The organism is Vibrio sp. Scap24 (genome assembly GCF_013394185.1).
Taxonomy (GTDB): Bacteria; Pseudomonadota; Gammaproteobacteria; order Enterobacterales; family Vibrionaceae; genus Vibrio; species Vibrio pomeroyi.
In genome coordinates this window covers 256,992-277,889 of sequence record NZ_CP041332.1, presented here as the reverse complement: position 1 = coordinate 277,889, position 20,898 = coordinate 256,992, and the positions used below count along the sequence as shown (strand labels likewise).

Here is a 20,898-nt window from a genome sequence, read left to right as displayed (position 1 = left end):
TGATATTATTTTATCTAACTCATTACTTTTCATTATGTTAGGGTTCTTCTAATTTTTATAGAAGGCGACTAGATTATGAAAAAGGGATTTGTCATCGCTGTATCAATTGGCTTTGTTGTCTTCTTCCTCGTTGGCCGCGAACTTCAATGGTTCGGGTCCAGTAATTCCGAGTCATTCCCTAAACTTCCTGATCGTCCCCAATTTGTGCCATCTACTGATTTTGACGGTGAGTGGCTAGGTCGCCGTATTAACACCACTGGCAATAATATGTGTGAACGCACAACCATCACCGGAACCATTCGTGAGGGTAAAGCCACGCTTAGGCTTACCTACAACGGAACACCATTAGAAGGTTGGGTGACGGAAAGTGGCGACTTACGTTTATATGCCAAACATCGCCAGTGGGACTATCGTTTTTCAGCAACTGGCAACAGCAAGCGATTTGATGGTCGTTGGCATTTAACCAATGGTCCGTGCCAAGGAACTTGGTTTATGGAAAAGCTGGGTGACAATCTTGGCGTTGACGAATAAAGGACAATTTTCATGACATCCAACATTTGGCATTTTCGATACGCATTTGCAGAAGGTAATTACGTTAGGGAACTCTGCCTTTTTCCGTTCTCAATTAAAGTTGGTCTGCGCTGATGAATAATGAAGTAATGAAAAAGCTAGGTTGGTTCATGGTACGGTTAGTCATTGCGTACTTATCTATCGGAGTTTTACTGGGCGTTGTCATACTTAACAATACCTACGCTCCGCGCTTTTTCTTTATGGACTGGGACATTATGGTGTGGTTTGCCGTCTTGGTGACCATACTAAGTTATGTCCTATTTCGGATAAAGAGGACGACTAATATCGGCAAACTTATGTTTGCAAGTATTTTGGGAACCGTTGTTTTGTTTATGTATGCCGAAGAAAGTTATTGGATTGCCAATATTAACGTGCGCTCGTGGAGTCTGTTTCTTAGTGTATTGTATGTGTTCATGCTTTTATATTTCTTGTTTCCTCACCGATGGTTAAAGCCGTTTCTGTTTTTATCACCTGTTGCTGCTGGCTCATGGGTTTTATTCTGGATAGGTTATACGCCGATTAACGTCACCTTGAGCATCATGGAAGTGCAAGGGACAATTCCAGACGAAAAATATCACAAGGCAATCTCTATGCTCCCCGATATTTATAGTACTTGTCTGATATCGGCTTTGCTTTGGACTTCACAGGTACTAGGCGTTTACGCCTTGGCGTATTGGGGAAACAACCCACGAGTGAGTTATCAAAACGCGGTGCGATCGTTAAAATCAATGGTTAGCCCTTCAAGTTAGCCACTCTTAATTTTGCTATGTGGGTTTCAGTCTACGTTGGTTTATCTTTGTTTATGGCAATAGCAAAGACACCCTGACTAAAATGGGTAAAGTTAAGAATCCTTAATGGGTTGTATGAATTAGCCGGACAAGATGTTTATGGCTAATTCTAGTTATTAATGAAGTTGTACATGGAGGTGCAATGAACATCGGAATCTATATTTATAATCAAGCAGAAGTTCTCGACTTCTCTGGCCCGTTTGAAGTTTTCAGTACAGCAAAGCGCTTAGGTGCTGAAGATCTAAATGTATTCTTAATCTCCGAAACTGCAGAACCGGTTATAGCTCGCGGCGGTTTTAAGGTATTGCCCGACTACTCGTTAAATAACCACCCCAAAATAGATTTGTTGATGGTCGTTGGTGGTGTGCATACTGACGAAATGAACAAGCCAAATGTGCTCGACTGGATATCTTCTGTTTCAGAATCGGCCTCACAAGTCGTGTCTGTTTGTACTGGTGTATTTCTTTTAGCTAAAGCAGGGTTACTTGAGGGGTTAAAAGTAACCACTCATTGGGAAGACATCTCCGACTTAGCGCAGCAATTCCCAAGTTTAAATGTGATCAGTGATAAACGATGGGTGGCATCAGGTAAATTCACTACATCTGGCGGTATCTCGGCAGGTATAGACATGAGCTTACATTTGGTATCAGTACATAACGGCCTAAAGTTTGCCAAGAAAGTTGCGTGTCAAATGGAGTACAGTTGGCTGGAATGTACATAGCTCACCCTCGAAAGATGAATCTAAGTGTGTTGTGTATTTTATGTGTTGGTTTGGGTGTTTAAGCACAATTAAAAAGGACATTACATGGATATTAGAATAGGAACATTGTCTGACGTTGAAGGAGTTACTGATATCTTCAACTTTTATATTGAACATACCAATGCGCGCTTTGAAGAAGAGAAGTTTACGTTGGAAAATCGACAGCAATGGTTCTCTCAATTCTCGAGCAATAGTAAATATCAACTTTACGTCGCAACCGAAAACGACTCGTTACTTGGTTTCGCATGCTCTCAACAATACAGAGCTACATCGGCATTTGAAGATACAGCTGAAGTCACCATTTATTTAACTGAAGATGCAAAAGGTAAAGGGATAGGCTCTAAGTTGTATTCTCAGCTCTTCGCATCAATCATTGATTTCGGGGTTCATCGAGTTCTTTCCGGTGTGGCATTACCTAATGAGGCATCTATCGCTCTGCATAAGCATTTTGGCTTTCGAGAAGTTGGTGTGTTCAATGAATATGCAAAGAAAAATGGCCAATACATCAGTTCAATTTGGTTGGAAAAGGCTTTAGACGCAGATATGTCTCTTAAATCTTCTTAACGTTTTCGATTCAATACTTATGGCATTTTTGGATGCAGTATTAGGGAGCAACTTGAAGGTAAGGAAAACAATATGGAAGTAGATCTGGTCAAAGGTTCAGATCCTAAGTTCGCTGAATCGATCACCAAAACGAATATGGCGAGTTACTATCAGGCTCGCGGTATCGCTTGGGGCCATAGTCAGTTTTTACGAAGCTGGGATGAGCTGGATAACTATGAAGTCTATGTTGGTGGTAACCGTATTGGAGTTATTCGATTCAGCTATACCAGTGACACCACGTTTCTCAGAGACTTTCAGATATTAGCTGAACATCAAGGCCGAGGCTTTGGTGCTAAGTGTTTAGATTTAGTGATCGAACATGCGAACAATCAAGCATCGACTCAGTTAGTGTTACGTGTGTTCAGTGAGAACCCCGCTATTAGGCTTTATCAATCAAAAGGCTTCACCAAACTTTCCGAGGTTAAAGGCTTGGTTGAAATGGAGTTACGTTTGGATTCACTACAAGGAAGGCATCATGGTTAGCCGTATCCGATTAAATTTTGTTAAATATACTCTGCTTGAGTTCGCACTCGCTGCGTTCTTATTAGTGTCTATTTATTGGTTATTTGATGGTAACCCTCAATCACTACCTACTATTGGTTTGATGTTCAGTGCTGTCGCGGTATTAAAAGTCGTCACGCTATGGTGGCAGTTCCGCAATCGCTCTTTTGAAATATCGAACAACCATGTTTGTTTCGATGGTTACGCTTGCGATATCAAGTTACAGGGAAATATTCTTCCTTTTGGTATCGGGTCTGTTATTAAGCTTTCCTACACGAAAGGTGCGATGCAAAAACGCAATATTTACCTTCCGAAAGGGGCCATGAACCAAGATGAATGGCAGCGTGTATTAGCTTGCCGTGCATAGTTCCACTTCTTTAGTTTGTGTTGTGCGCCAGTTTGTATTTTAGGTTCTGGTGGTGTGCTAGTATCCATTTTTTGCACCGAGCTAGTATATGACTAACGACCATTTCCAGGGTAAATACGAAGTAGAGCTTAAGTATCGTCTCGATTCTAAATCAGAATTCTTGAAGACATTGAGTCTTATTCCCCATGAAGTGATGCTCCAAGATAATCTTGAGTGCGATTGGTATTTCGATAGCCCAGACAGAAGCTTACAAGCTCAAAACAAAAGCTTGTGCATTCGGACTATGGAGCCATCGGGCATTAAGTTATGGATTGTAAAAGGCCCAGAGTCTGACCGATGTGAAGCGACAAACATCACCGATGCTTCGAATGCCAAGAGTATGCTTGAGAACTTAGGTTACGAAGTGATTCTAAAAGCACAGAAGACACGCAGTATCTACTTCGTGGGCGAATTTCATATTACTGTCGACTCACTAAAGGGTATCGGTGATTTTGCAGAGTTCGCTATCATGACGGACGATGAGTCTAAGTTATCGGTTTACAAAGATGAATTGGAGTTATTAGCCAGTCGATTTGGGCTGACTCAATCAGCACTACAAACTCAATCTTATAAACAGATGTTTGAGGAAATGAACGCATAGCACAGCGCTTAAGCGTCAGGGAGAGTTATGGACACCATTATTAAACAAGCCATCGAGTTGCGAAAAGAAGCCAAGTATCAAGAGTCACGAGACTTGTTAGCGACACTACTCGATGATGAAAAGTATGCTGCGAAAGCGCACTTGCAGATAGCTTGGTCTTACGACAATCAAGGCAAAGAACAGCAGGCCATCGAGCATTATTTGCTGTCTCTTTTGGGCGGACTTACTTCTACAGAACGCTTTGATGCGCTTTTCGGTTTGGCGAGTACTTATCGAAGCCTAGGCCTATATGCAGAGGCTTTAAGCTATTTCGAACAGACGATGACTGAGTATCCTGATTCCCTTGAAGTTCAGCCTTTCTACGCGATGTGTTTGTACAATTTAGGCCGACATAAAGAAGCGACGTCTCTGCTACTTGAGTTGTTGGTTTCTACAACCAATAGTGATGCGATCAAAGAGTACCAAAGAGCGATCTCCTTATATGCTCAAGACTTGGATAAAACGTGGTAAACAAACTGCGAATAGCACGCCTCACTTAATACGAGAAAAGCCTAAGCATCATTCGATACTTAGGCTTCAAGATTTAGCTGTTCTATTCAGATCAGCCGTTACGCTGAAAGCTCTTTACGAACTATCTCTGCGCCAGCGCTGAGTGCATTCAGCTTAGCTGAGGCAATGTCGCGAGGTAGGGGAGCCATGCCGCAGTTAGTGCAAGGGTAGAGCTTGTCTGCATCAACATACTTAAGTGTTTCTCTTAGAGTGCTAGCCACTTCTTCCGGTGTTTCAATAGAATCTGTAGCAACATCAATTGCGCCAACCATCACTTTCTTGCCGCGAACAAGCTCAAGCAGTTCAAGTGGTACGTGAGAGTTGTGACACTCTAACGAGATGATATCGATATTGGATTGCTGTAGTTTAGGGAAGACTTCTTCATACTGGCGCCACTCCGTACCTAATGTCTTTTTCCAATCTGTGTTTGCTTTAATGCCGTAGCCATAGCAAATGTGCACTGCGGTTTCGCATTTAAGCCCTTCAATGGCTCTTTCTAAACAAGCGATTCCCCAATCATTCACTTCATCAAAGAACACGTTAAATGCAGGCTCATCGAACTGAATAATATCAACGCCTGCAGCTTCAAGTTCTTTGGCTTCTTCGTTAAGGATCTTTGCAAATTCCCACGCCAGTTTTTCACGGCTTTGGTAATGCGCATCGTAAAGTGTATCAATCATGGTCATAGGCCCTGGCAAAGCCCATTTGATTGGTTGGTCGGTTTGCTGACGTAAGAACTTCGCATCTTCTACAAACACTGATTTCTGACGAGAAACTGGGCCAACAACAGTCGGTACACTTGCATCGTAGCGGTCGCGGATTTTAACGGTCTCACGCTTCTCGAAATCGACACCATTCAGGTGTTCAATGAAGGTGGTCACAAAGTGCTGACGGGTTTGTTCGCCATCACTCACGATATCGATGCCTGCTTGTTGTTGTTCATGCAGAGACACGCGCAGTGCATCTTGCTTGCCATCCGTTAATTCGTCGCCTTCCAGTTTCCAAGGAGACCAAAGTGTTTCTGGTTGCGCTAGCCAAGATGGCTTAGGCAAGCTGCCTGCTGTTGAAGTCGGTAATAGTGTTTTCATAATAATTCTGCCTGTCCTTAGATTCCCAAAGTGGATCGTACGTTTCCTAATGCGCGTAAAGTAGAGCGATTACAGCGCGTAGTTGGCAGACCAGTTTTCTAGTACCGACTGGTATGGCTTAATGAAGTTTTCTTCTGCGAACTTACCTTGTTCAACAGCTAGCTTGCTTCGTTCTTCTCGGTCATACACGATTTGAGTCAGTGAGTGATCCAAGTTTTTCAAGTTTGGTTGGTAGCAGTTACCTGCAACAGCGTTCGCGTTGTAGATCTCAGGGCGGTAGATCTTCTGGAAAGTACCCATAGTGCTAATGGTGCTGATAAGCTCTAGGTTAGAGTAATCGTTCAGCAGATCACCAAAGAAATAGAAAGCCAAAGGAGCGACACTATTTGGCGGCATGAAATAACGAACCTGTAATCCCATCTTCTTGAAATATTGTTCAGTTAAAGAAGACTCATTCGGTTGGTATTCAAAACCTAATACTGGGTGTTGGTTTTCAGTACGGTAATAGGTTTTATTATCTGAAACACTTAAACAAATAACAGGTGTTTTTTTAAAGTTCTCTTTGTACGCTTGAGAGTTAACGAAATATTTAAACAGCTTGCCATGTAAATCACCAAAATCGGCTGGAATACTGAATTTATCTTGGCCTTTATTATGGTCTAAAAGTAATACGCTGAAATCATAATCACGAACATAAGAAGAGAAGTTATTCCCGATAATACCTTCAATGCGCTCGTTCGTTTTGTGGTCCAGAATGTTTGTTTTTAGCACTTCAATTGAAGGGAAGGCTTCGCCGTTGCTTTCAATGTCCATATCAACAGAAATGATTTCAAGTTCTACAGAGTAACGGTCACCCTTTGGGTTGTCCCAGTGTGCTAAAGCATTGAAACTGTTGTCAATCATCTGTAGTGCATTACGTAAATTCGCTTGACGGCTGTCTCCGCGAGCCAAGTTAGCAAAGTTAGTTGTGATACGCGTGCTGTCTGCAGGTTGGTAGTTTTCGTCGAGGCTAATGCTCTTAATCGTAAAGTTAAATTCATTATTCATGTTGATCTGGTATCCCAATTCGTTGTCTGATTCTCTCGGTCTTTAATAATTAAATGCTTTATTTTTGCGTGTGACCGGATTAAGAATCGAGGCTGTCTTCACTAAAAGTGTCGTATAAATTTATTTGCTTAAGGTTTTTATACGTGGATGGGAGTGGGATTAATAATGGTATTACTTCACATTCATCATGAAGAATCTTCATGATCTATATGTTTGAACATTCAAGTCGGTGTCAGTTATATTAATTAGCTTAATGGAAATATAACCACATTAATACTGTGTTCTTTAAGATAATTAATTGAATAAGAGATGGATGAAATGAGTGAATTGCTGTTGTTGATTTTCTACTGTGCGTTACTAGGCAGTGGTGTTGGTTTTCTTGCCGGGCTTTTGGGCATTGGTGGAGGGCTGATTATTGTTCCTGTGTTAAGCAGCATTTTACTTTATTTAGACGTTCTACCATCTGACCAAGTTGTTGTCGCTGCGATTGCGACTTCATTGGCTTCAATTTTATTTACTTCAACCTCATCTGCACTCGCTCATCACAAAAACGGCAACGTGCCTTGGGATTTAGCACCTTGGATCATGTTGGGTGTTGCCCTTGGTGCTTTGGTCAGTGGTTTTATGGCGGCGTTATTACCGGAAAAGGTGGTTCGTATCGTGTTTGCTGTGAGCGTTGTTCTTATCGCGATTAAGATGTTCTTAAGCAGTAAAAGCGACGCGCCTAAAGAGCGAAAGCTACCGAATAAAGGTGTATTAACAGTTCTGACAACCATTACTGGCGGATTGTCTGCAATGATAGGGATTGGTGGCGGTGCGTTGCTCGTTCCATTGCTCACGTTCTTTTCGGTCGATATGAAAAAGGCGATCGGTTGTGCGTCTGCGTGTGGCATTGTCATCGCGCTATTTGGCTCTATCGGCTACATCACGTCGGGCAGTAGCCACTTTGCTCTAACTGATGGCTTTGCAGGTTTTGTTTATTTACCAGCGTTATTGGGTATCGTGTGTACGTCTTGGTTCACCGCACCTTTAGGCGCAAAAGCGACAAACCATTTACCCGTTCCAACCATCAAGAAGATCTTCTCAGTATTGTTGGTTGTTATCGCGGCAAGCATGGTGGCTCGTTAATTTTAGGCAGTTCACGACCTATCCGGCTGATGACTTAATTAGATATTTATGTGTGAAACACCACGTAAATGTCTAATTGCGATCTGATCACTTCAATAGTGTAATTCAGCCCTTTAAATGCATCACCACTCATAATAACTTGTCCCGTTTTATAAATATCTCAAATATGCTCAAGCACTTACTCGAAGGAATCTATGATGGCACGGGAAATCTCATTCAAAGGTAATGGGCCGCAATGGAACGTTGTTTTATCAATGACGATAACCTATACGATCGTATCTCTGATGATCAGTTTCTTTTATCAAACTGAATTGCAGCTTTTTCCTTTCATCATCTCAATTACCCTCATGACTTTGGTTTACATGTTTGCCTCAAGGCTCACGAAAAGCCATTTGTCTTTAGATGATGGGAACGTGTATTTGCATGGTATTAAGGCGAACCTAGTGGTTAAAAAGTCTGTGTTGGGTCATGTTTTTATTGAAGTGAAATCCTTAACCGAAAAAGGTTACCACAAGGTGAATATACGCAAAGGGCAGGTTGAGCTATCCGATTGGGAGCTATTGCTGAGTAAGACGACACCATCACGTGATTAAATACGAGTAATGAGAACCTAATAAGAGCAGTCATCAGTCTGCTCTTTTTTGTTTGCCCGTCTACATTTATACGATTATGTCTATGAGTATGTTGACAAAATCTTGTTGTTTAACCGGATTCACTGCTATAGCTAAATGTACTTGTTCAATTCAAGGGAATGCTAAAAGTGAGTGATTTATGGATCCGTTAACGCAGGGCGTGCTAGGTGCTTCTTTGTCACAATCGGCGAGTAAAAAACAATATTTGGTGGTCGCTGGGGTTCTAGGTTTGCTCTCTGGAATGGCGCCAGATTTAGATGCGTTTATTCGATCTGAGAGTGATCCTTTACTCGCATTGGAGTTCCATCGGCAGTTTACCCATTCACTCTTGTTTATCCCTATTGGCAGCCTGATTTGCGCTCTGATTTTGTATCCTTTGATTGCGAAAAGGCGTGGCCTCTCGTTTAAACAGAGTTGGCTGTATTGCGCGTTAGGTTATGGCACACATGCTTTACTCGATTCTTGTACTACGTATGGCACTCAACTGTTCTGGCCGCTCACCAATGAACGTTATGCTTGGAATACCATTTCGATTATCGACCCTGTATATACACTCCCTATCTTGATATTACTTGTGTTTGCGACATGGAAGCGAGCCCCTTGGTTGGCTCGTATTGCGTTTCTGTGGGCTTTGATTTATCCGACGTTAGGCATGATTCAAAGGGATAGAACAGAAGCGATAGGATGGCAATTAGCACAAGAACGCCAACATACGCCTATTCGGTTAGAAGCCAAGCCGAGTTTTGCAAATATCTTAGTGTGGAAAGTAGTGTACGAAACAGAATCTCGATACTACATAGATGCTGTTCGAGTTGGTACTTCTGTTAAAACCTACCCTGGAGACTCTATTGCTAAACTTAATGTGAGTCAGGATTTCCCGTGGCTTGACCCTAACTCACAGCAAGCAAAAGACATTGAGCGTTTTCGCTGGTTCTCAAATGGTTACGTGGCACAAGACCCAATGGATGATCTGCGTGTTATCGATGTTCGATATTCAATTGTACCGAACCAACTGCAAGCACTTTGGAGCATCAAGTTGTCTCAATTTGCCGATGCAGAGACACATATAAAGTACGAAACCCATAGAGATAACACACTCGAGTCCAGACAGATCTTCTTAGATATGTTGACAGGCGATTGATGGTTAGAGGTCTTGAGAGTAAAAAGGCTGAGTCAGTAATCTGCTCAGCCTTTTTTTTCGTTTTGTCTCGTCCTGAAATGTGTTTACACATTGAGGACGAATTATGACTACTTCAAATAATACCTACGTTAAGCGCACTCAGCGTGATTACACACTAGGCTTTAAATTACAGGTCGTCGCCGCTGTAGAAAGAGGCGATATGACATATAAACAAGCCCAAACCATTTATGGTATCCAAGGCCGTTCAACCGTTTTAACCTGGCTTCGAAAGCACGGTAAGATGAATTGGGCGCAAAATCCAAGGATGAATGTCATGAGCCAATCACCTAAGCCTAAAGAATCGCCTGCACAGAAAATAAAACGTCTTGAAAAAGAGTTGGAAGACGAAAAAATCAAGAACCTCTTCTTAAATAGAGTGGTTGATATCCTTGATGCTGAGCACGGAACCAGTCTCAGAAAAAAGTATCTAGCCAAGGAGCCAGAAGCCTTCAAAAGCAAGAAGGAATAAGTCTAGTTCGAGTATGTAGGCTTTGCGGCATAACAAGGCAGAGTGTTTATCAACGAGAAAAGCGAGCTCATCACCGTCGGTTAGAGCTTAAACCGATTAAAAAAATGGTGTTGGATATTAGGCGCTATATGCCTCGGGTTGGTACTAGGAAGCTCTATTTTTTAATAAAACCCAGACTACAAGAACAAGGTATCAAGTTAGGCCGAGATGCGCTTTTCAACTACTTACGCGCTGAGCGATTGTTGGTAAGACCTAAGCGTAGTTTTACAAAAACGACCAATAGTCGGCATTGGATGAAGAAACACCCGAACTTATTAAAGGACTACAAGCCATGTAGTCCAGAGAGTGTGTTGGTGAGCGATATAACCTATGTTCAATCTGATGAAGGAGTTCACTACCTATCATTGGTTACAGATGCTTTTAGCCGAAAAATAATGGGTTATGAGCTGAGTAATGAAATGAAAGCGACGGATGTCGTGAAAGCGCTAGATATGGCTATCAAAGAGCGTCGATATCATCATTCTTGTATCCATCATTCAGATCGTGGTCTACAGTATTGCTCAGGTGTATATCAAGATAAACTGAAAACTAGCGGCATAATGCCTTCGATGACAGATGGTTATGATTGCTACCAAAATGCCTTAGCAGAAAGAATAAACGGGATCCTGAAACAAGAGTTCTTACTTGATAGGTGTAAGAGTCTTGAGGAGCTTAAACGACTAGTAAAAGAGTCTATCAATATCTATAACAATATGAGGCCGCACCTCAGTCTCATGATGAAAACTCCAAATGAGGTGCATGAAAAAAGCCAACAGCTGGCGCTGTTGGCTTAGTAGAAATACTGTCAACGTATTTTAGGACGAGACATTTATTTAACTGGTCGATATTATATTGCTTTACATCACATATATTGATAAATCCCATAATGCTTACATTTATAAATGTGATGTATATCTCCATTCATTTTTTGATTACTTTCTAAGCTTAGTTGGTTTTTATCCAATTAAACAGAAGGTTACATGATAAATAGAATAATAACACTAAGTGGCGTTGCATTACTTTGTTCAACGAGTGCGCATGCGCAAATGCAAAATGGAAGTTTCGAAAGCTGGGAAGGAAACGTACCATCTGGTTGGAGTGTGATTGACTCCGGCATTGCACTTTCGCTCTCTACCGATCCTGTAAATAACGGCAGTCTCTCAGCACAAGTAACAGTGAATACAAGTACTCAAAGTAATACCGATTTTCTTCAAACGATACGTGTTGAACAAGGGAAAACTTATGATTTCTCTGTCGATGTTTACCACACGGAAGGCAACGTGAAAGCTCGCCTTTTTGTTGATGGCTATTTAGGTTACTCGAATAATGGTTTAACGAATCAGTGGCAAGCATTGACTCACTCGTACAACGCTACGAGCACTAAAGATATCGTTGTGGGCGTACGATTTTATGATGATGCAGGTTTTGATGGTTCGGAAGTGGTGTATTTAGATAACTTTCAGCCTACGGAGACTCCACCAACACAAAGCTGCAATGACACAAGTGCCGCACTCACGCTAGCGACGGATAACTATGGTTCTGAAACCAGTTGGTCTCTCAAAAACTCAGTTTCTCAAACTCTTTTTTCTGGTTCAGATTATCAAAGTAACACCATCAATGAAGTGGAAATGTGTTTAGCGAATGGTAGCTACACCCTAGAAGTCTCAGACTCTTATGGGGATGGAATGTGCTGCAGTGTGGGGAATGGTTCATACAGTTTGTCGGTAAACGGAACCGTTGTGGCATCTGGTGGTGATTTCCAAGCAAGTCAGAGTACAGAATTTACGATTGGTAGCTCAACTACACCACCAACTGAACCACCAGTGTTAGGTGAGTATTACAAAGATGCTGAAGGCAAAATGGGCTTTGCGTTAAAAACGGCCTTATATCAAATTATTGATAATCATAGTAGTCAGGGTTACACCGCTATTTGGACGTTGGTGTCTGAGGCTGACCTAGACGCATACTATGACACTGATGGGTCAATTCTCGATATGTATTCGGAGAAACCTTCAGGCTTAGATTCAATCCAATTTACTAAGGTGGTCGATCAATGTGGTCAATACAGCAAAGAAGGTGATTGCTACAACCGTGAGCACTCATTCCCGAAAAGCTGGTTTGGTGGGAAAGTCGAACCAATGAACTCTGACGGTCACCATTTATTTGCCACTGACGGCTACGTTAACTCGAAACGTAGTAATTGGCCATTTGGTGAGGTGAGTAGCGCGACATACACATCAAGCAACGGTTCTAAGTTAGGCAATGCAGCGAACTCTCTTGGTTATGTGGGTACGGTGTTTGAGCCAATTGATGAGTTTAAAGGTGATTTCGCAAGAGCATATTTCTACATGGCAACACGTTATGAAAATGAAATCGCTAATTGGGATGGGAACTCTACAAGCTCTGATGCCGTTCTAGATGGAACCAATACAACTGTTTTTGAACCTTGGCTACTTACTATGCTAAAGCGTTGGCATTCTGATGATCCAGTAAGTCAAAAAGAAATGGATCGGAATAAGGCGGTGCATGATTTTCAAGGGAATCGTAATCCGTTTATTGACCATCCAGAGTTTGTAAGCCAAATCTGGGGAAATTAATCGGAATATAACCACCGTGACAATGGTTTCATGATTATTGAATTGAGCCCAACCCTTTGTTTGGGCTTTTTTATTGAGAGGCAGTAGAGAACATGATTTTAAATATTTGAAAAAAGCATATTGTCTGAAGACCCGCATACTTGTCAGTGATCTGCACCATCAATACTGGACGCTACGTTAAGCGACTTTCCATACCTTTAGTTATCTCTGAATTGTTAATTTAGGGGAAGCTGTAGCTCATTTATGCCCCATTGTGCGCCAGAGCAAGATTGAACCTGGCTTTAAGTTGTACAATTTGACTCACTTATTCTTATGACAAAACTCTCACTATGTGGCCAGACTTTCTTATCCGCTACGTATCTCATAACTAAAACTTATGGGTTAAGGAACGACCTCTGTGAGTACGCTGCCTGTCGAACCTGATGGAAAGTTGATTTCCATAAATTGAGAGATAGTTGGCGCTATATCATAAGGGGTGACTTCCCGGTGAACTTTAGCACCCTTGATATCCATTCCTGCAAAAAAGATAGGAACGAAAGTATCGTAGCGCCATGGAGACCCGTGAACTGAGGCTACTTTCAAACCATCAAAGTTGTTGATGTACACATTTGGGTTGTAAACCACATAGATATCTCCAGAGCGAGTGGGGTGATGGTTGTTAGCCACTAGTCGATTAATACGCGTATCTGAAAGTTGACCTTTCATTATGTCTGTCGCTGTAATTGTTTGACTAATACCATCGATGTTTTCTAATGCGCGGGCGATAACAGTCTGAACCTCTGACACTTTATAGCCTTTTGATTCAATCAGTTCATGGTTCAGGTATAGGTAGGGATCGGCATATTGGCGAACAACATCCTCACCTAATCCAAAACGCTTCTTTACCACTTCAAAAACGCCTGACTGTTTCATTTTTTCAATGCCAAAATAGTCAGCTTTATTCCCACCTAACGCATTCACGTAGCCCGGGACGTCAGGGGCTCCGTGATCTGCTGACAACACTATAAGTGTGTTATCAAGCCCAACCGTTTTGTCCACATGAGCGAATAGATCCTCTAATGTGCGGTCAAGACGTATTAGGTTGTCTTCTGCCTCGATACTAGAAGGGCCATACATATGGATGACATAATCAGTCGCTGAGAAACTAACCGAAAGGTAATCGGGGTATTCACCTTGACCTAAACTTTCTGAGTCAATGACAGATTTTGCAAAATCTGCAACGATCTCATCGCTTGCTGGGCTTAAGCTCAATAGTGTAGTGAAGTATGGGTAGTTAGCAGGGCCATAAGGGTGAGGGAAACTACGACTAAAATTGGCTAAGTCAATTTTATATTCGACATCACCATCATCAGAAAATAGATACTTTTCTTGGGGTAGAGTGAGTTCCCATCGCTTACCGCTGTACTGTTGAGTAAAATCCTTGGCATTCCATTCGTCAACCCAAGCTGGGTTCTTGTCGTAGTAATAATCACTCGTTACAAATGCGCCGGCAGATTTAGAGAACCAAAAAGCTTTGCCTAATTCACCGCCTAAAGACACAGCCCCTCTGTCTTTAAAAGAGACAGAAAAGGCGCGAGACTTACCATGATAGGCTTTAACAATTTCGTCTCCAATTGTAGAAGTGTGGATATTTAACGGTGACCGACCATCGCCTTGTGCTGCGCGTTGGGTAGAATCGATCTCTGTTGATTGATCGATGTCAGCATCGATTGCCAATAAGTTGTAGTTAGTATCCTCGATATTGTACACCACACGTTCTTGAGTTCGGTCGTACCATACATTACCAATCATGCCGTTTACTGCGGGAGGTGCGCCTGTAGCAAGGGCTGCGTGTCCTACAATCGTTTCTGTGTTCGCATGTTGGTAGTGTGCATTCGTATAGTGAACGCCCTCATCTAAGAGCAGCCTAAAACCACCTTCACCAAAATTGTGTTTAAATCGATTGGGTAAGTCACCACGCAGCGCGTCAACGGTAAGCTGCAGAATGAGTTTTGGCTGGGTTTCGTTTGCGATGACAGCACCTGAAGAAAATAACATGCTGAGTGCAAGGGTACTAACGACAAGGTTCTTCATATTGTTAATCCAGTTTTCGATATGGTTACGCTCCAAAACGAGCTTTTCTCTCTACGTTCAGATTCATCACTGCATGCTGTAATCGTGTCCAATCACTAACTGCTTTGGTGCATTCTAAGTATCATGACGAATGTAGTCTTTGGCTAGATCTTCCGAGCGGGTACTGGTGATCCAACATTTTACTTCCTCGATCTTGCCATCGTCTTCTCGTGTATACATATCAGACACAGAAAAAGGCGGAATCACAGCGATAGAATCGATTGCAACGGCTTGTTCTTTTTCATCAAACGCGATGCAACGAACTTTGACGGCTTCAGCGTAGGAGACTTTAATTCGCCAGTGAGTATCTGAGAGTGGTTGAATTTCATCCCCAGTAATAACGAATGGTTTGTTTGGCCGCTTTTCTTCTGCTTCAGGCGTAGCGGTATCTTTTGCAAGTGCATTCGTGCAGGTTAATGCGGCAAAAAAAAATAGGATTTTGTTAAATTTCATATTAACAACTCTTTGTGGTTGACCGTGTAAGTAACTCAAACATTACATTGATTACTAAAAGAGATTAACTAGGACTTTCCCTAGTCCTAGCTTTACGAATTTACGCAGGATTGATCTGCTTTAATCGGTACTTTACTCGCCATTGTTGTCTGACTTCATTCGTTAACACCCAAACAACTATGCAGCGTTTTAAATGCCACTGACCTTGTTTGTTAGTACGGATGCCATTTTTCAGTGTTGGGTAATGGTTTAGGTCATAAATTCCATGATATGAAAACCATTGATAAAGTGCTTGGCTGGCACATTTTTTTGTCCCTACAGCAACCCAAAAAATGGTTATTAAGCGTTTTACAAAAGAAGAGTGAAGGGCAGTTTGATTCTGCACTTTTAACACTTTCCATAAGTGAGAAAACTTAAAACGTAAACGCCATAAGCCAAGCACAACTAACAACCCTAAAATGAGTGTTTTACGTTGTTCTTCCAACCACAGCTTTATATTTGAACTCCATAGCTCAATACGCTGATCTAAAGGCAAAGGTGGTGCAGAGTTGACCTCCACCGTTATGGCTGGCAGCGAAATTTTCTCTACTTTACGTTTTGTTGTGTTCCACCACTGGAATGACAGTTCAGGTAGGATGTATTGCCCTTTGTGAACAAATCGATAGTGAATATCTGTAATGCGTGTGCCAGTCATATCTGCGCGGAATGTTTGGGTTGTCGTTTGGCTATTGCCAGTACGAATTTCAACGTCTTCAATCTGGTTAATCAATGGCAGTTCTGAAATATAGTGCCCCGGCAAATCAGCAACATTGAGAGAGACTGAACGGGTTACCGCGCCGCCTTCAGTGATCTCTACGTCACTGACAGTTTGCTCTACTGTGACGTTAGGAGAGGCAATCTTACCTTTCGCAGCCTCAGGAAGTGCTTTTACCGTGATCTTCAATGGCTGTGTTGGAATAGTAACCACGTTGTCACTACGGCCAAGGGTGATGTTGATACCTGGTAAAGTGAACTCTCCAGGTTTAGCTGGAAATAGTTCTAACTTTAATGCTGCTTTTTCAACACGTTTGCCGTTTTCTGTTGGCCTAGTGTATTGCCAAAATGTGGTGGTTTGCTCAAAAAAGAGATCTTTGGCTGAAATCGTTTCAACGTTGATGACATCAGTAATGGCTGCGTCACTGAGAAGTTCTAGGAAAACGGTATGGCGTTGCCTCTCTGTAAAGGTTTCACTACTTAGAGCCCAGCGGGCATGGTACTGCGTATTCACTGTGTTTGGCGGTTGAGAAGATGCAAGCGACAGTGGATCATTTGTAGAGATGGATGCTTGAGCACTTAAACTTGCCATGAGTATCATGCCAAAAGCGATGGCGGTCCCTATATCATCGATGAAACGTTTGAACGTGCTCATTACTTCACCTCCTGTTGGGTGTGCTCGCCGACCAAAACGGGTTTGTCTATTTGCTGCAGTTGAATAGAGAACTTATTGCGAAGGAACACTTCAGGGTTGGATTTAACTTGCTCCAGCCAAATTTTAGTCAAATGCTCTTCTGCCATTAAATCTGCACTGTTGATGACTTCAATTTTGTCTTCAGGTTCTTCAATTCCTATATCTTCTTCTAGTGTGGAAATGACATCGGCAGTCATGTCCTCTCCGGCGGTGCCTTGGCCTTGCGCACGATCAGCCATGAGGTCGAAAATCTCTTCAAGTAAATCAAGGTTGTGAAGTGCTTGTGGGTGCTGTGGGTCTAATTCTAATACTTGTTCAAACCAACGCTCTGATGAACGAAAACGGTCAATATGCAAATAAGCAAGAGCCACTTTGTAGCGTTTTTCGAGAGAGTCCGGCTGATTGTTGAGCATGGTCAGCGCCCATTCCCACTGCTGATTGCGCATGAGGGATTCAATTTTCCAATCAGGATCGATGAAGGCTTGTGCAGCACATGCATAATTGCCTTGATTATAAAACCATTGTCCTTGCTGATCTGGCGTGAGGAAGAGCCTCATTGACAGTGAATCACACGTGGTGAGATCAGTCGACGACTTTGCTAAAGCCGGGCTTGGTTGAAAGGCACTGAGAGCAACAATACTGATCAATAAGCTAGGAACCCAACGGATACTCCAGCCTCGGCGAAACCAAAGTAAACTAAACAGCAGAGCAGGGAAGACGAGATAAAATCCGGCTTCTTGCCATTGTATATCTTCATCCATTGGATCAAAGTAACTGAAGCTGTCTATCCATCGGCTAATACTTTGAACGTCGCTATGGTCAGGAGTACTTTGAATTAGACGGACATCCGAGGGAGAACCGACAGTTTCGTTGTAACCAAATTTCCAAACGATCATTTGATCACTGTAGGTACGTTCATAATTCTCTATGGCTTGAGCAGCACTGTTATCGAGGCTGTCTGTTACAACGACAATGCTTGCTGGGATGCTACTCTCTGTCTGTTGCTGGGCAATCTGATCCAAGACAGCTGGCAGGTTTTTCCCTTGTCTAGGGACGAGGTTTGTTGATAAAGAAGAAAGATACAGTTCAAGCACTTCCCGATCCTCTGTCGGTGGAATGAGCATATGAGCGCTGCCAGCATAGACATACGCACCAATAATCCCATCAGATTTGTATTCTAATAGGTCGGATAACTTCAATTTGGCATTTTCAAGGCGACTTGGTGCAATATCGGACTCACCCATTGAACGTGATAAATCAACCACAAATAGAATCGGCGATTGGTTTTTTGCGTGGGTATCAGGTTCTGGCTGCCATGTTGGACCTGCCACAATGATAGTCAGCAGACCTAGGAAAAGTGGTAGCAAGTTCTGAGGAGAAAACCAACGCGTTTGGCTTTCTCCTGCATTGAGAAATGGCAACAGGTGAGCGGCGATAGGAAGCCGTTCACTGTTGTCTACTTTTCTCTTGAGGACATAGACCAAAATGCCTAAAGGAATGGCTAACAAAAGTAACCATGGTCGAATGAAATGAAATTCAGCCATTTTTGTCTCCTTTATTCGTATTACTTTGCCCGCGAAGTGCAGCAACAACTAATGTCAGTAGGTTGAGGAATAAACTGACAATAAGTGGCCAGTAATAGAGTTCGACTTTTGGCCGTATGGTGTAACTATCAAAAAGCGTTGCTTCGAGCTCGTTTAGTGCGCTATATACTTCAACTAAATCTTGCCCATTGAGCGCTTCAAATACCTGGCCGCCAGTGTAATTGGCAATACGCTCTAACATTTCTAAGTCGATGCTATCCTCACCAACGTTGGTTGCGTCGCCAATGGCAATGGGGTAGATAGTAATGTCGTTTTCACCCGCAAAATGGGCTGCGTCAATGGGAGGGTAGTTGCTGGTGGTATCACGGCCATCCGTCATGAGGATCAATACTTTGTTGGCACTGTTTGAATGTTCGAAGTGATTGACGGCCACACCAATCGCATCACCGAGGGCGGTTCCCGCTCCTGCCATTCGTACGTCCATTTCATTGAGTAGCTGAGCAATAATAGCGAAGTCATCAGTAAATGGGGCTTGTAGGTAGGCGTCATCGCCAAATGCAATCAAGCCGATTCGATCACCTTCGCGTTGTGATAAAAATTCGTCCAACAGTAACTTAACGCCATCGACGCGGCGAACGTTGATACCGTCTGCATCGACAAAATCGCGAGCCTCCATAGATCCGGAAAGATCGACGGCCACCATCATTTCACGACCACTTTTTTCTATTGAAACGGACTCACCTAACCAAACTGGTTTTGTCACAGCGACCACTAGGCTTAGGTAGGTCACTGTAATAAGAATCCGTTGCCACCAAATCGGCGGAATGACGACTGCCCCAGTGGTTGGCTTAGAATCGGTGACTTCAATTAAACGCTCAAAGTGACTAAAGCGCAGCGCACTATGACGAGTGAAGTACTTTGGGCTGAAAAACATCACAATTGGAAGTAATGCCAAAAGCCCTAGCCAAGGATAAGTAAAGGTTAACATGTTAACTCCTTAAACCACTGGTATATGGCCTTCTGCGTGGCAGGATCGAGTGAAGGAGCAGGCTGATAACTGGTGTTCATTAGGTCCTTTACTTGATCTGCGGTGAGGCGACCATGGCTGTTGTTCGCAATGAAGTGAGCAAAGCGTTGGTTATCCATTAAACCTACAGATTCATTTGGCCAATGCTGATTCGCTAGACGCTTTATTAAACCAGCCATCGAAGCGAGTTGATTGTTGGCGTGATACTGTTGAAACAGCGCCCACGCTTGGCGCAAATAAGAGCGCTTGAGGTACTGGTGGTAGCGATGCACCCAGAAAAGAATGAACGCAGAGACAAGGGTTAACCCAATCAACTGCCACGTGAGTGTTGATGGGAGCCAAGATATTGCGGCAGGTGGATCAATCCATTCAGCTCGTTTTACTAGATGACTACCAAATTCGACAATTTGGCCTTGAGTAGAATTGCCCATAAAAAGCCTATCGTTTGGTCAGTGAAAGTAATTGTGTCCAAGCATCGTGTTTCGTGGACATATCAAGTAATGCCAAGCGATGACGCATAAAGTGCTCAGAAAGCGATTGTTTTTGCTCTTGGACGTAATGTTCATAACGAGCTCTGGTGGATTGATCACTCTTCTTCAGTTCGACTTGATAGCTTTCATTACCTATGACTAGATTCTGCTTAGGAAATTGTTCTTCCAGCGGATCGGTAATTCGGATACCCACTAGATTATTTTGACGAGCTAAGTTGTCGATCATCGCGCTAGAATTTCGTTGGTCGTAGTCGCTGAAGTCACTAAAAATAAAACACTGGCTCTCTTTTAATCCAAGATTGACTAAGTGCTTTAATGCTTGCTCTAAATTGGGTGCTTTTTTAGACACTATCCAATTTGGGAGTTTGTTTGATTGCTCAATGATTGCATATAAAAGAGCCATGAGCGCTTTTTCGCCACGTCGAAATGGTAACGTGACTATTTCACTGTCGGTGAGAATGACAGCGCCTACGCGATCGCCATGATGACAGGCTGCGCCTGCGGCAATTGCGGCAGCTTCACAAGCAATGGCAGACTTCATATGGCCATCGGACGCAAAAAACATACGAGTTCTAAGATCGATGAGCAGAGCGATATTCTTATCGTTTTCTTCTGCGTAAACTCGCAAATAAGGTTGACCTGTTCGTTGCGTTACTTTCCAGTCAATACAACGAACATCATCACCTGCGTAGTAGTGACGGAGTTCGACAAAATCCAACCCTCTGCCGCGTTGTTGACTGCGATGCTTACCAGTGAGAGGAGTCAACTTTTGATAAGGTGGTTGCCACGAGATCTTACGACCTAGTAACGTTAGCTCTGCAAGCCTTTCTGAAGTCGGATAGATACGAAGATCGACGGTCATAAAG

The 20,898-nt window shown here is 42.7% G+C and carries 22 protein-coding genes; 13 read left to right on the top strand and 9 right to left on the bottom strand.

Features of this window, described 5'->3' with window-relative positions:
* Nucleotides 1–75: 75 nt before the first annotated feature.
* From FLM53_RS01125 to FLM53_RS01090, 8 genes are all read left to right on the top strand, one after another.
* Entirely contained in the window at nucleotides 76–531 is a 456-nt protein-coding gene (locus FLM53_RS01125; protein WP_176681052.1) for a hypothetical protein, read from the top strand.
* 113 nt (nucleotides 532–644) lie between these two features.
* A complete protein-coding gene (locus FLM53_RS01120) occupies nucleotides 645–1,319 on the top strand; it encodes a hypothetical protein (RefSeq protein WP_256099359.1) in 675 nt (224 codons plus the stop codon).
* A 181-nt stretch (nucleotides 1,320–1,500) separates the two neighbouring features.
* On the top strand, nucleotides 1,501–2,079 hold the full coding sequence (locus FLM53_RS01115) for a DJ-1/PfpI family protein (protein ID WP_176681053.1): 579 nt from the start codon (nucleotides 1,501–1,503) through the stop codon (nucleotides 2,077–2,079).
* A gap of 84 nt (nucleotides 2,080–2,163) precedes the next feature.
* A complete protein-coding gene (locus FLM53_RS01110) occupies nucleotides 2,164–2,682 on the top strand; it encodes a GNAT family N-acetyltransferase (protein WP_176681054.1) in 519 nt (172 codons plus the stop codon).
* A gap of 72 nt (nucleotides 2,683–2,754) precedes the next feature.
* Nucleotides 2,755–3,204: an N-acetyltransferase gene (locus FLM53_RS01105; protein WP_176681055.1), complete on the top strand. Its 450-nt coding sequence runs from the start codon at nucleotides 2,755–2,757 to the stop codon at nucleotides 3,202–3,204.
* Nucleotides 3,197–3,589, top strand: coding sequence for a hypothetical protein (locus FLM53_RS01100; protein ID WP_176681056.1), 393 nt, complete (start codon nucleotides 3,197–3,199; stop codon nucleotides 3,587–3,589). The genes FLM53_RS01105 and FLM53_RS01100 overlap by 8 nt, the downstream gene beginning before the upstream one ends.
* An 88-nt stretch (nucleotides 3,590–3,677) precedes the next feature.
* Nucleotides 3,678–4,229: a class IV adenylate cyclase gene (cyaB, locus tag FLM53_RS01095; protein WP_176681057.1), complete on the top strand. Its 552-nt coding sequence runs from the start codon at nucleotides 3,678–3,680 to the stop codon at nucleotides 4,227–4,229.
* A 27-nt stretch (nucleotides 4,230–4,256) separates the two neighbouring features.
* Nucleotides 4,257–4,739, top strand: coding sequence for a tetratricopeptide repeat protein (locus FLM53_RS01090; RefSeq protein ID WP_176681058.1), 483 nt, complete (start codon nucleotides 4,257–4,259; stop codon nucleotides 4,737–4,739).
* Nucleotides 4,740–4,837: 98 nt separating this feature from the next.
* Here FLM53_RS01090 and FLM53_RS01085 read toward each other — a convergent pair whose 3' ends face one another.
* Both FLM53_RS01085 and FLM53_RS01080 read right to left on the bottom strand, forming a co-directional pair.
* Entirely contained in the window at nucleotides 4,838–5,866 is a 1,029-nt protein-coding gene (locus FLM53_RS01085) for a methionine synthase (protein ID WP_108021161.1), read from the bottom strand.
* Between the two features lie 69 nt (nucleotides 5,867–5,935).
* On the bottom strand, nucleotides 5,936–6,913 hold the full coding sequence (locus FLM53_RS01080; protein WP_176681059.1) for a DUF1852 domain-containing protein: 978 nt from the start codon (nucleotides 6,911–6,913) through the stop codon (nucleotides 5,936–5,938).
* Between the two features lie 318 nt (nucleotides 6,914–7,231).
* Between FLM53_RS01080 and FLM53_RS01075 the strand changes: the two genes are divergently transcribed.
* The 5 genes from FLM53_RS01075 to FLM53_RS01055 all read left to right on the top strand — a co-directional run bounded on the left by FLM53_RS01075 (nucleotide 7,232) and on the right by FLM53_RS01055 (nucleotide 12,958).
* Nucleotides 7,232–8,041, top strand: coding sequence for a sulfite exporter TauE/SafE family protein (locus tag FLM53_RS01075; protein WP_171388104.1), 810 nt, complete (start codon nucleotides 7,232–7,234; stop codon nucleotides 8,039–8,041).
* A gap of 197 nt (nucleotides 8,042–8,238) precedes the next feature.
* The gene (locus tag FLM53_RS01070; RefSeq protein WP_176681060.1) at nucleotides 8,239–8,634 is read left to right on the top strand and encodes a hypothetical protein; all 396 of its coding nucleotides are present in this window, start codon (nucleotides 8,239–8,241) and stop codon (nucleotides 8,632–8,634) included.
* Nucleotides 8,635–8,812: 178 nt separating this feature from the next.
* On the top strand, nucleotides 8,813–9,814 hold the full coding sequence (locus FLM53_RS01065; protein ID WP_176681061.1) for a metal-dependent hydrolase: 1,002 nt from the start codon (nucleotides 8,813–8,815) through the stop codon (nucleotides 9,812–9,814).
* Nucleotides 9,815–9,917: 103 nt separating this feature from the next.
* Nucleotides 9,918–11,155 (top strand): IS3 family transposase gene (locus FLM53_RS01060; RefSeq protein WP_176679224.1). Its coding sequence is split into 2 segments (ribosomal slippage): nucleotides 9,918–10,290 and nucleotides 10,290–11,155, totalling 1,239 coding nucleotides; the frame shifts between segments, so codons are not numbered across the junction.
* 186 nt (nucleotides 11,156–11,341) lie between these two features.
* Nucleotides 11,342–12,958, top strand: coding sequence for an endonuclease (locus FLM53_RS01055; protein ID WP_176681062.1), 1,617 nt, complete (start codon nucleotides 11,342–11,344; stop codon nucleotides 12,956–12,958).
* A gap of 381 nt (nucleotides 12,959–13,339) precedes the next feature.
* On the opposite strand, the gene FLM53_RS01050 is transcribed toward FLM53_RS01055, so the two are convergent.
* The 7 genes from FLM53_RS01050 to FLM53_RS01020 all read right to left on the bottom strand — a co-directional run bounded on the left by FLM53_RS01050 (nucleotide 13,340) and on the right by FLM53_RS01020 (nucleotide 20,894).
* On the bottom strand, nucleotides 13,340–15,031 hold the full coding sequence (locus FLM53_RS01050) for an alkaline phosphatase family protein (protein WP_176681063.1): 1,692 nt from the start codon (nucleotides 15,029–15,031) through the stop codon (nucleotides 13,340–13,342).
* Between the two features lie 114 nt (nucleotides 15,032–15,145).
* Complete coding sequence (locus FLM53_RS01045; protein WP_176681064.1) at nucleotides 15,146–15,523, bottom strand: hypothetical protein; 378 nt, start codon at nucleotides 15,521–15,523, stop codon at nucleotides 15,146–15,148.
* A gap of 100 nt (nucleotides 15,524–15,623) precedes the next feature.
* The gene (locus FLM53_RS01040; RefSeq protein ID WP_176681065.1) at nucleotides 15,624–16,931 is read right to left on the bottom strand and encodes a BatD family protein; all 1,308 of its coding nucleotides are present in this window, start codon (nucleotides 16,929–16,931) and stop codon (nucleotides 15,624–15,626) included.
* Nucleotides 16,931–18,514 carry a VWA domain-containing protein gene (locus FLM53_RS01035; protein ID WP_176681066.1) on the bottom strand — a complete coding sequence of 528 codons (1,584 nt, stop codon included), beginning with the start codon at nucleotides 18,512–18,514 and terminating at the stop codon, nucleotides 16,931–16,933. The genes FLM53_RS01040 and FLM53_RS01035 overlap by 1 nt, the downstream gene beginning before the upstream one ends.
* Nucleotides 18,507–19,502: a VWA domain-containing protein gene (locus tag FLM53_RS01030; protein WP_176681067.1), complete on the bottom strand. Its 996-nt coding sequence runs from the start codon at nucleotides 19,500–19,502 to the stop codon at nucleotides 18,507–18,509. Before FLM53_RS01030 ends, FLM53_RS01035 begins: the two co-directional genes overlap by 8 nt.
* Complete coding sequence (locus FLM53_RS01025) at nucleotides 19,496–19,972, bottom strand: DUF4381 family protein (protein ID WP_176681068.1); 477 nt, start codon at nucleotides 19,970–19,972, stop codon at nucleotides 19,496–19,498. The genes FLM53_RS01030 and FLM53_RS01025 overlap by 7 nt, the downstream gene beginning before the upstream one ends.
* 7 nt (nucleotides 19,973–19,979) lie before the next feature.
* Nucleotides 19,980–20,894, bottom strand: a complete 915-nt coding sequence (locus tag FLM53_RS01020; RefSeq protein WP_176681069.1) for a DUF58 domain-containing protein — start codon at nucleotides 20,892–20,894, stop codon at nucleotides 19,980–19,982.
* Between the last annotated feature and the right edge of the window lie 4 nt (nucleotides 20,895–20,898).

What these genes read in the sequence shown, in the direction of transcription:
- FLM53_RS01025 (WP_176681068.1), bottom strand. Translation starts at nt 19,972, where the DNA reads ATGGGCAATTCTACTCAAGGCCAAATTGTCGAATTTGGTAGTCATCTA.
- FLM53_RS01065 (WP_176681061.1), top strand. Translation starts at nt 8,813, where the DNA reads ATGGATCCGTTAACGCAGGGCGTGCTAGGTGCTTCTTTGTCACAATCG.
- FLM53_RS01080 (WP_176681059.1), bottom strand. Translation starts at nt 6,913, where the DNA reads ATGAATAATGAATTTAACTTTACGATTAAGAGCATTAGCCTCGACGAA.
- FLM53_RS01075 (WP_171388104.1), top strand. Translation starts at nt 7,232, where the DNA reads ATGAGTGAATTGCTGTTGTTGATTTTCTACTGTGCGTTACTAGGCAGT.
- FLM53_RS01090 (WP_176681058.1), top strand. Translation starts at nt 4,257, where the DNA reads ATGGACACCATTATTAAACAAGCCATCGAGTTGCGAAAAGAAGCCAAG.
- FLM53_RS01030 (WP_176681067.1), bottom strand. Translation starts at nt 19,502, where the DNA reads ATGTTAACCTTTACTTATCCTTGGCTAGGGCTTTTGGCATTACTTCCA.
- FLM53_RS01035 (WP_176681066.1), bottom strand. Translation starts at nt 18,514, where the DNA reads ATGGCTGAATTTCATTTCATTCGACCATGGTTACTTTTGTTAGCCATT.
- FLM53_RS01125 (WP_176681052.1), top strand. Translation starts at nt 76, where the DNA reads ATGAAAAAGGGATTTGTCATCGCTGTATCAATTGGCTTTGTTGTCTTC.
- FLM53_RS01085 (WP_108021161.1), bottom strand. Translation starts at nt 5,866, where the DNA reads ATGAAAACACTATTACCGACTTCAACAGCAGGCAGCTTGCCTAAGCCA.
- FLM53_RS01020 (WP_176681069.1), bottom strand. Translation starts at nt 20,894, where the DNA reads ATGACCGTCGATCTTCGTATCTATCCGACTTCAGAAAGGCTTGCAGAG.
- FLM53_RS01045 (WP_176681064.1), bottom strand. Translation starts at nt 15,523, where the DNA reads ATGAAATTTAACAAAATCCTATTTTTTTTTGCCGCATTAACCTGCACG.
- FLM53_RS01070 (WP_176681060.1), top strand. Translation starts at nt 8,239, where the DNA reads ATGGCACGGGAAATCTCATTCAAAGGTAATGGGCCGCAATGGAACGTT.
- cyaB (WP_176681057.1), top strand. Translation starts at nt 3,678, where the DNA reads ATGACTAACGACCATTTCCAGGGTAAATACGAAGTAGAGCTTAAGTAT.
- FLM53_RS01115 (WP_176681053.1), top strand. Translation starts at nt 1,501, where the DNA reads ATGAACATCGGAATCTATATTTATAATCAAGCAGAAGTTCTCGACTTC.
- FLM53_RS01110 (WP_176681054.1), top strand. Translation starts at nt 2,164, where the DNA reads ATGGATATTAGAATAGGAACATTGTCTGACGTTGAAGGAGTTACTGAT.
- FLM53_RS01040 (WP_176681065.1), bottom strand. Translation starts at nt 16,931, where the DNA reads ATGAGCACGTTCAAACGTTTCATCGATGATATAGGGACCGCCATCGCT.
- FLM53_RS01120 (WP_256099359.1), top strand. Translation starts at nt 645, where the DNA reads ATGAATAATGAAGTAATGAAAAAGCTAGGTTGGTTCATGGTACGGTTA.
- FLM53_RS01100 (WP_176681056.1), top strand. Translation starts at nt 3,197, where the DNA reads ATGGTTAGCCGTATCCGATTAAATTTTGTTAAATATACTCTGCTTGAG.
- FLM53_RS01050 (WP_176681063.1), bottom strand. Translation starts at nt 15,031, where the DNA reads ATGAAGAACCTTGTCGTTAGTACCCTTGCACTCAGCATGTTATTTTCT.
- FLM53_RS01105 (WP_176681055.1), top strand. Translation starts at nt 2,755, where the DNA reads ATGGAAGTAGATCTGGTCAAAGGTTCAGATCCTAAGTTCGCTGAATCG.
- FLM53_RS01055 (WP_176681062.1), top strand. Translation starts at nt 11,342, where the DNA reads ATGATAAATAGAATAATAACACTAAGTGGCGTTGCATTACTTTGTTCA.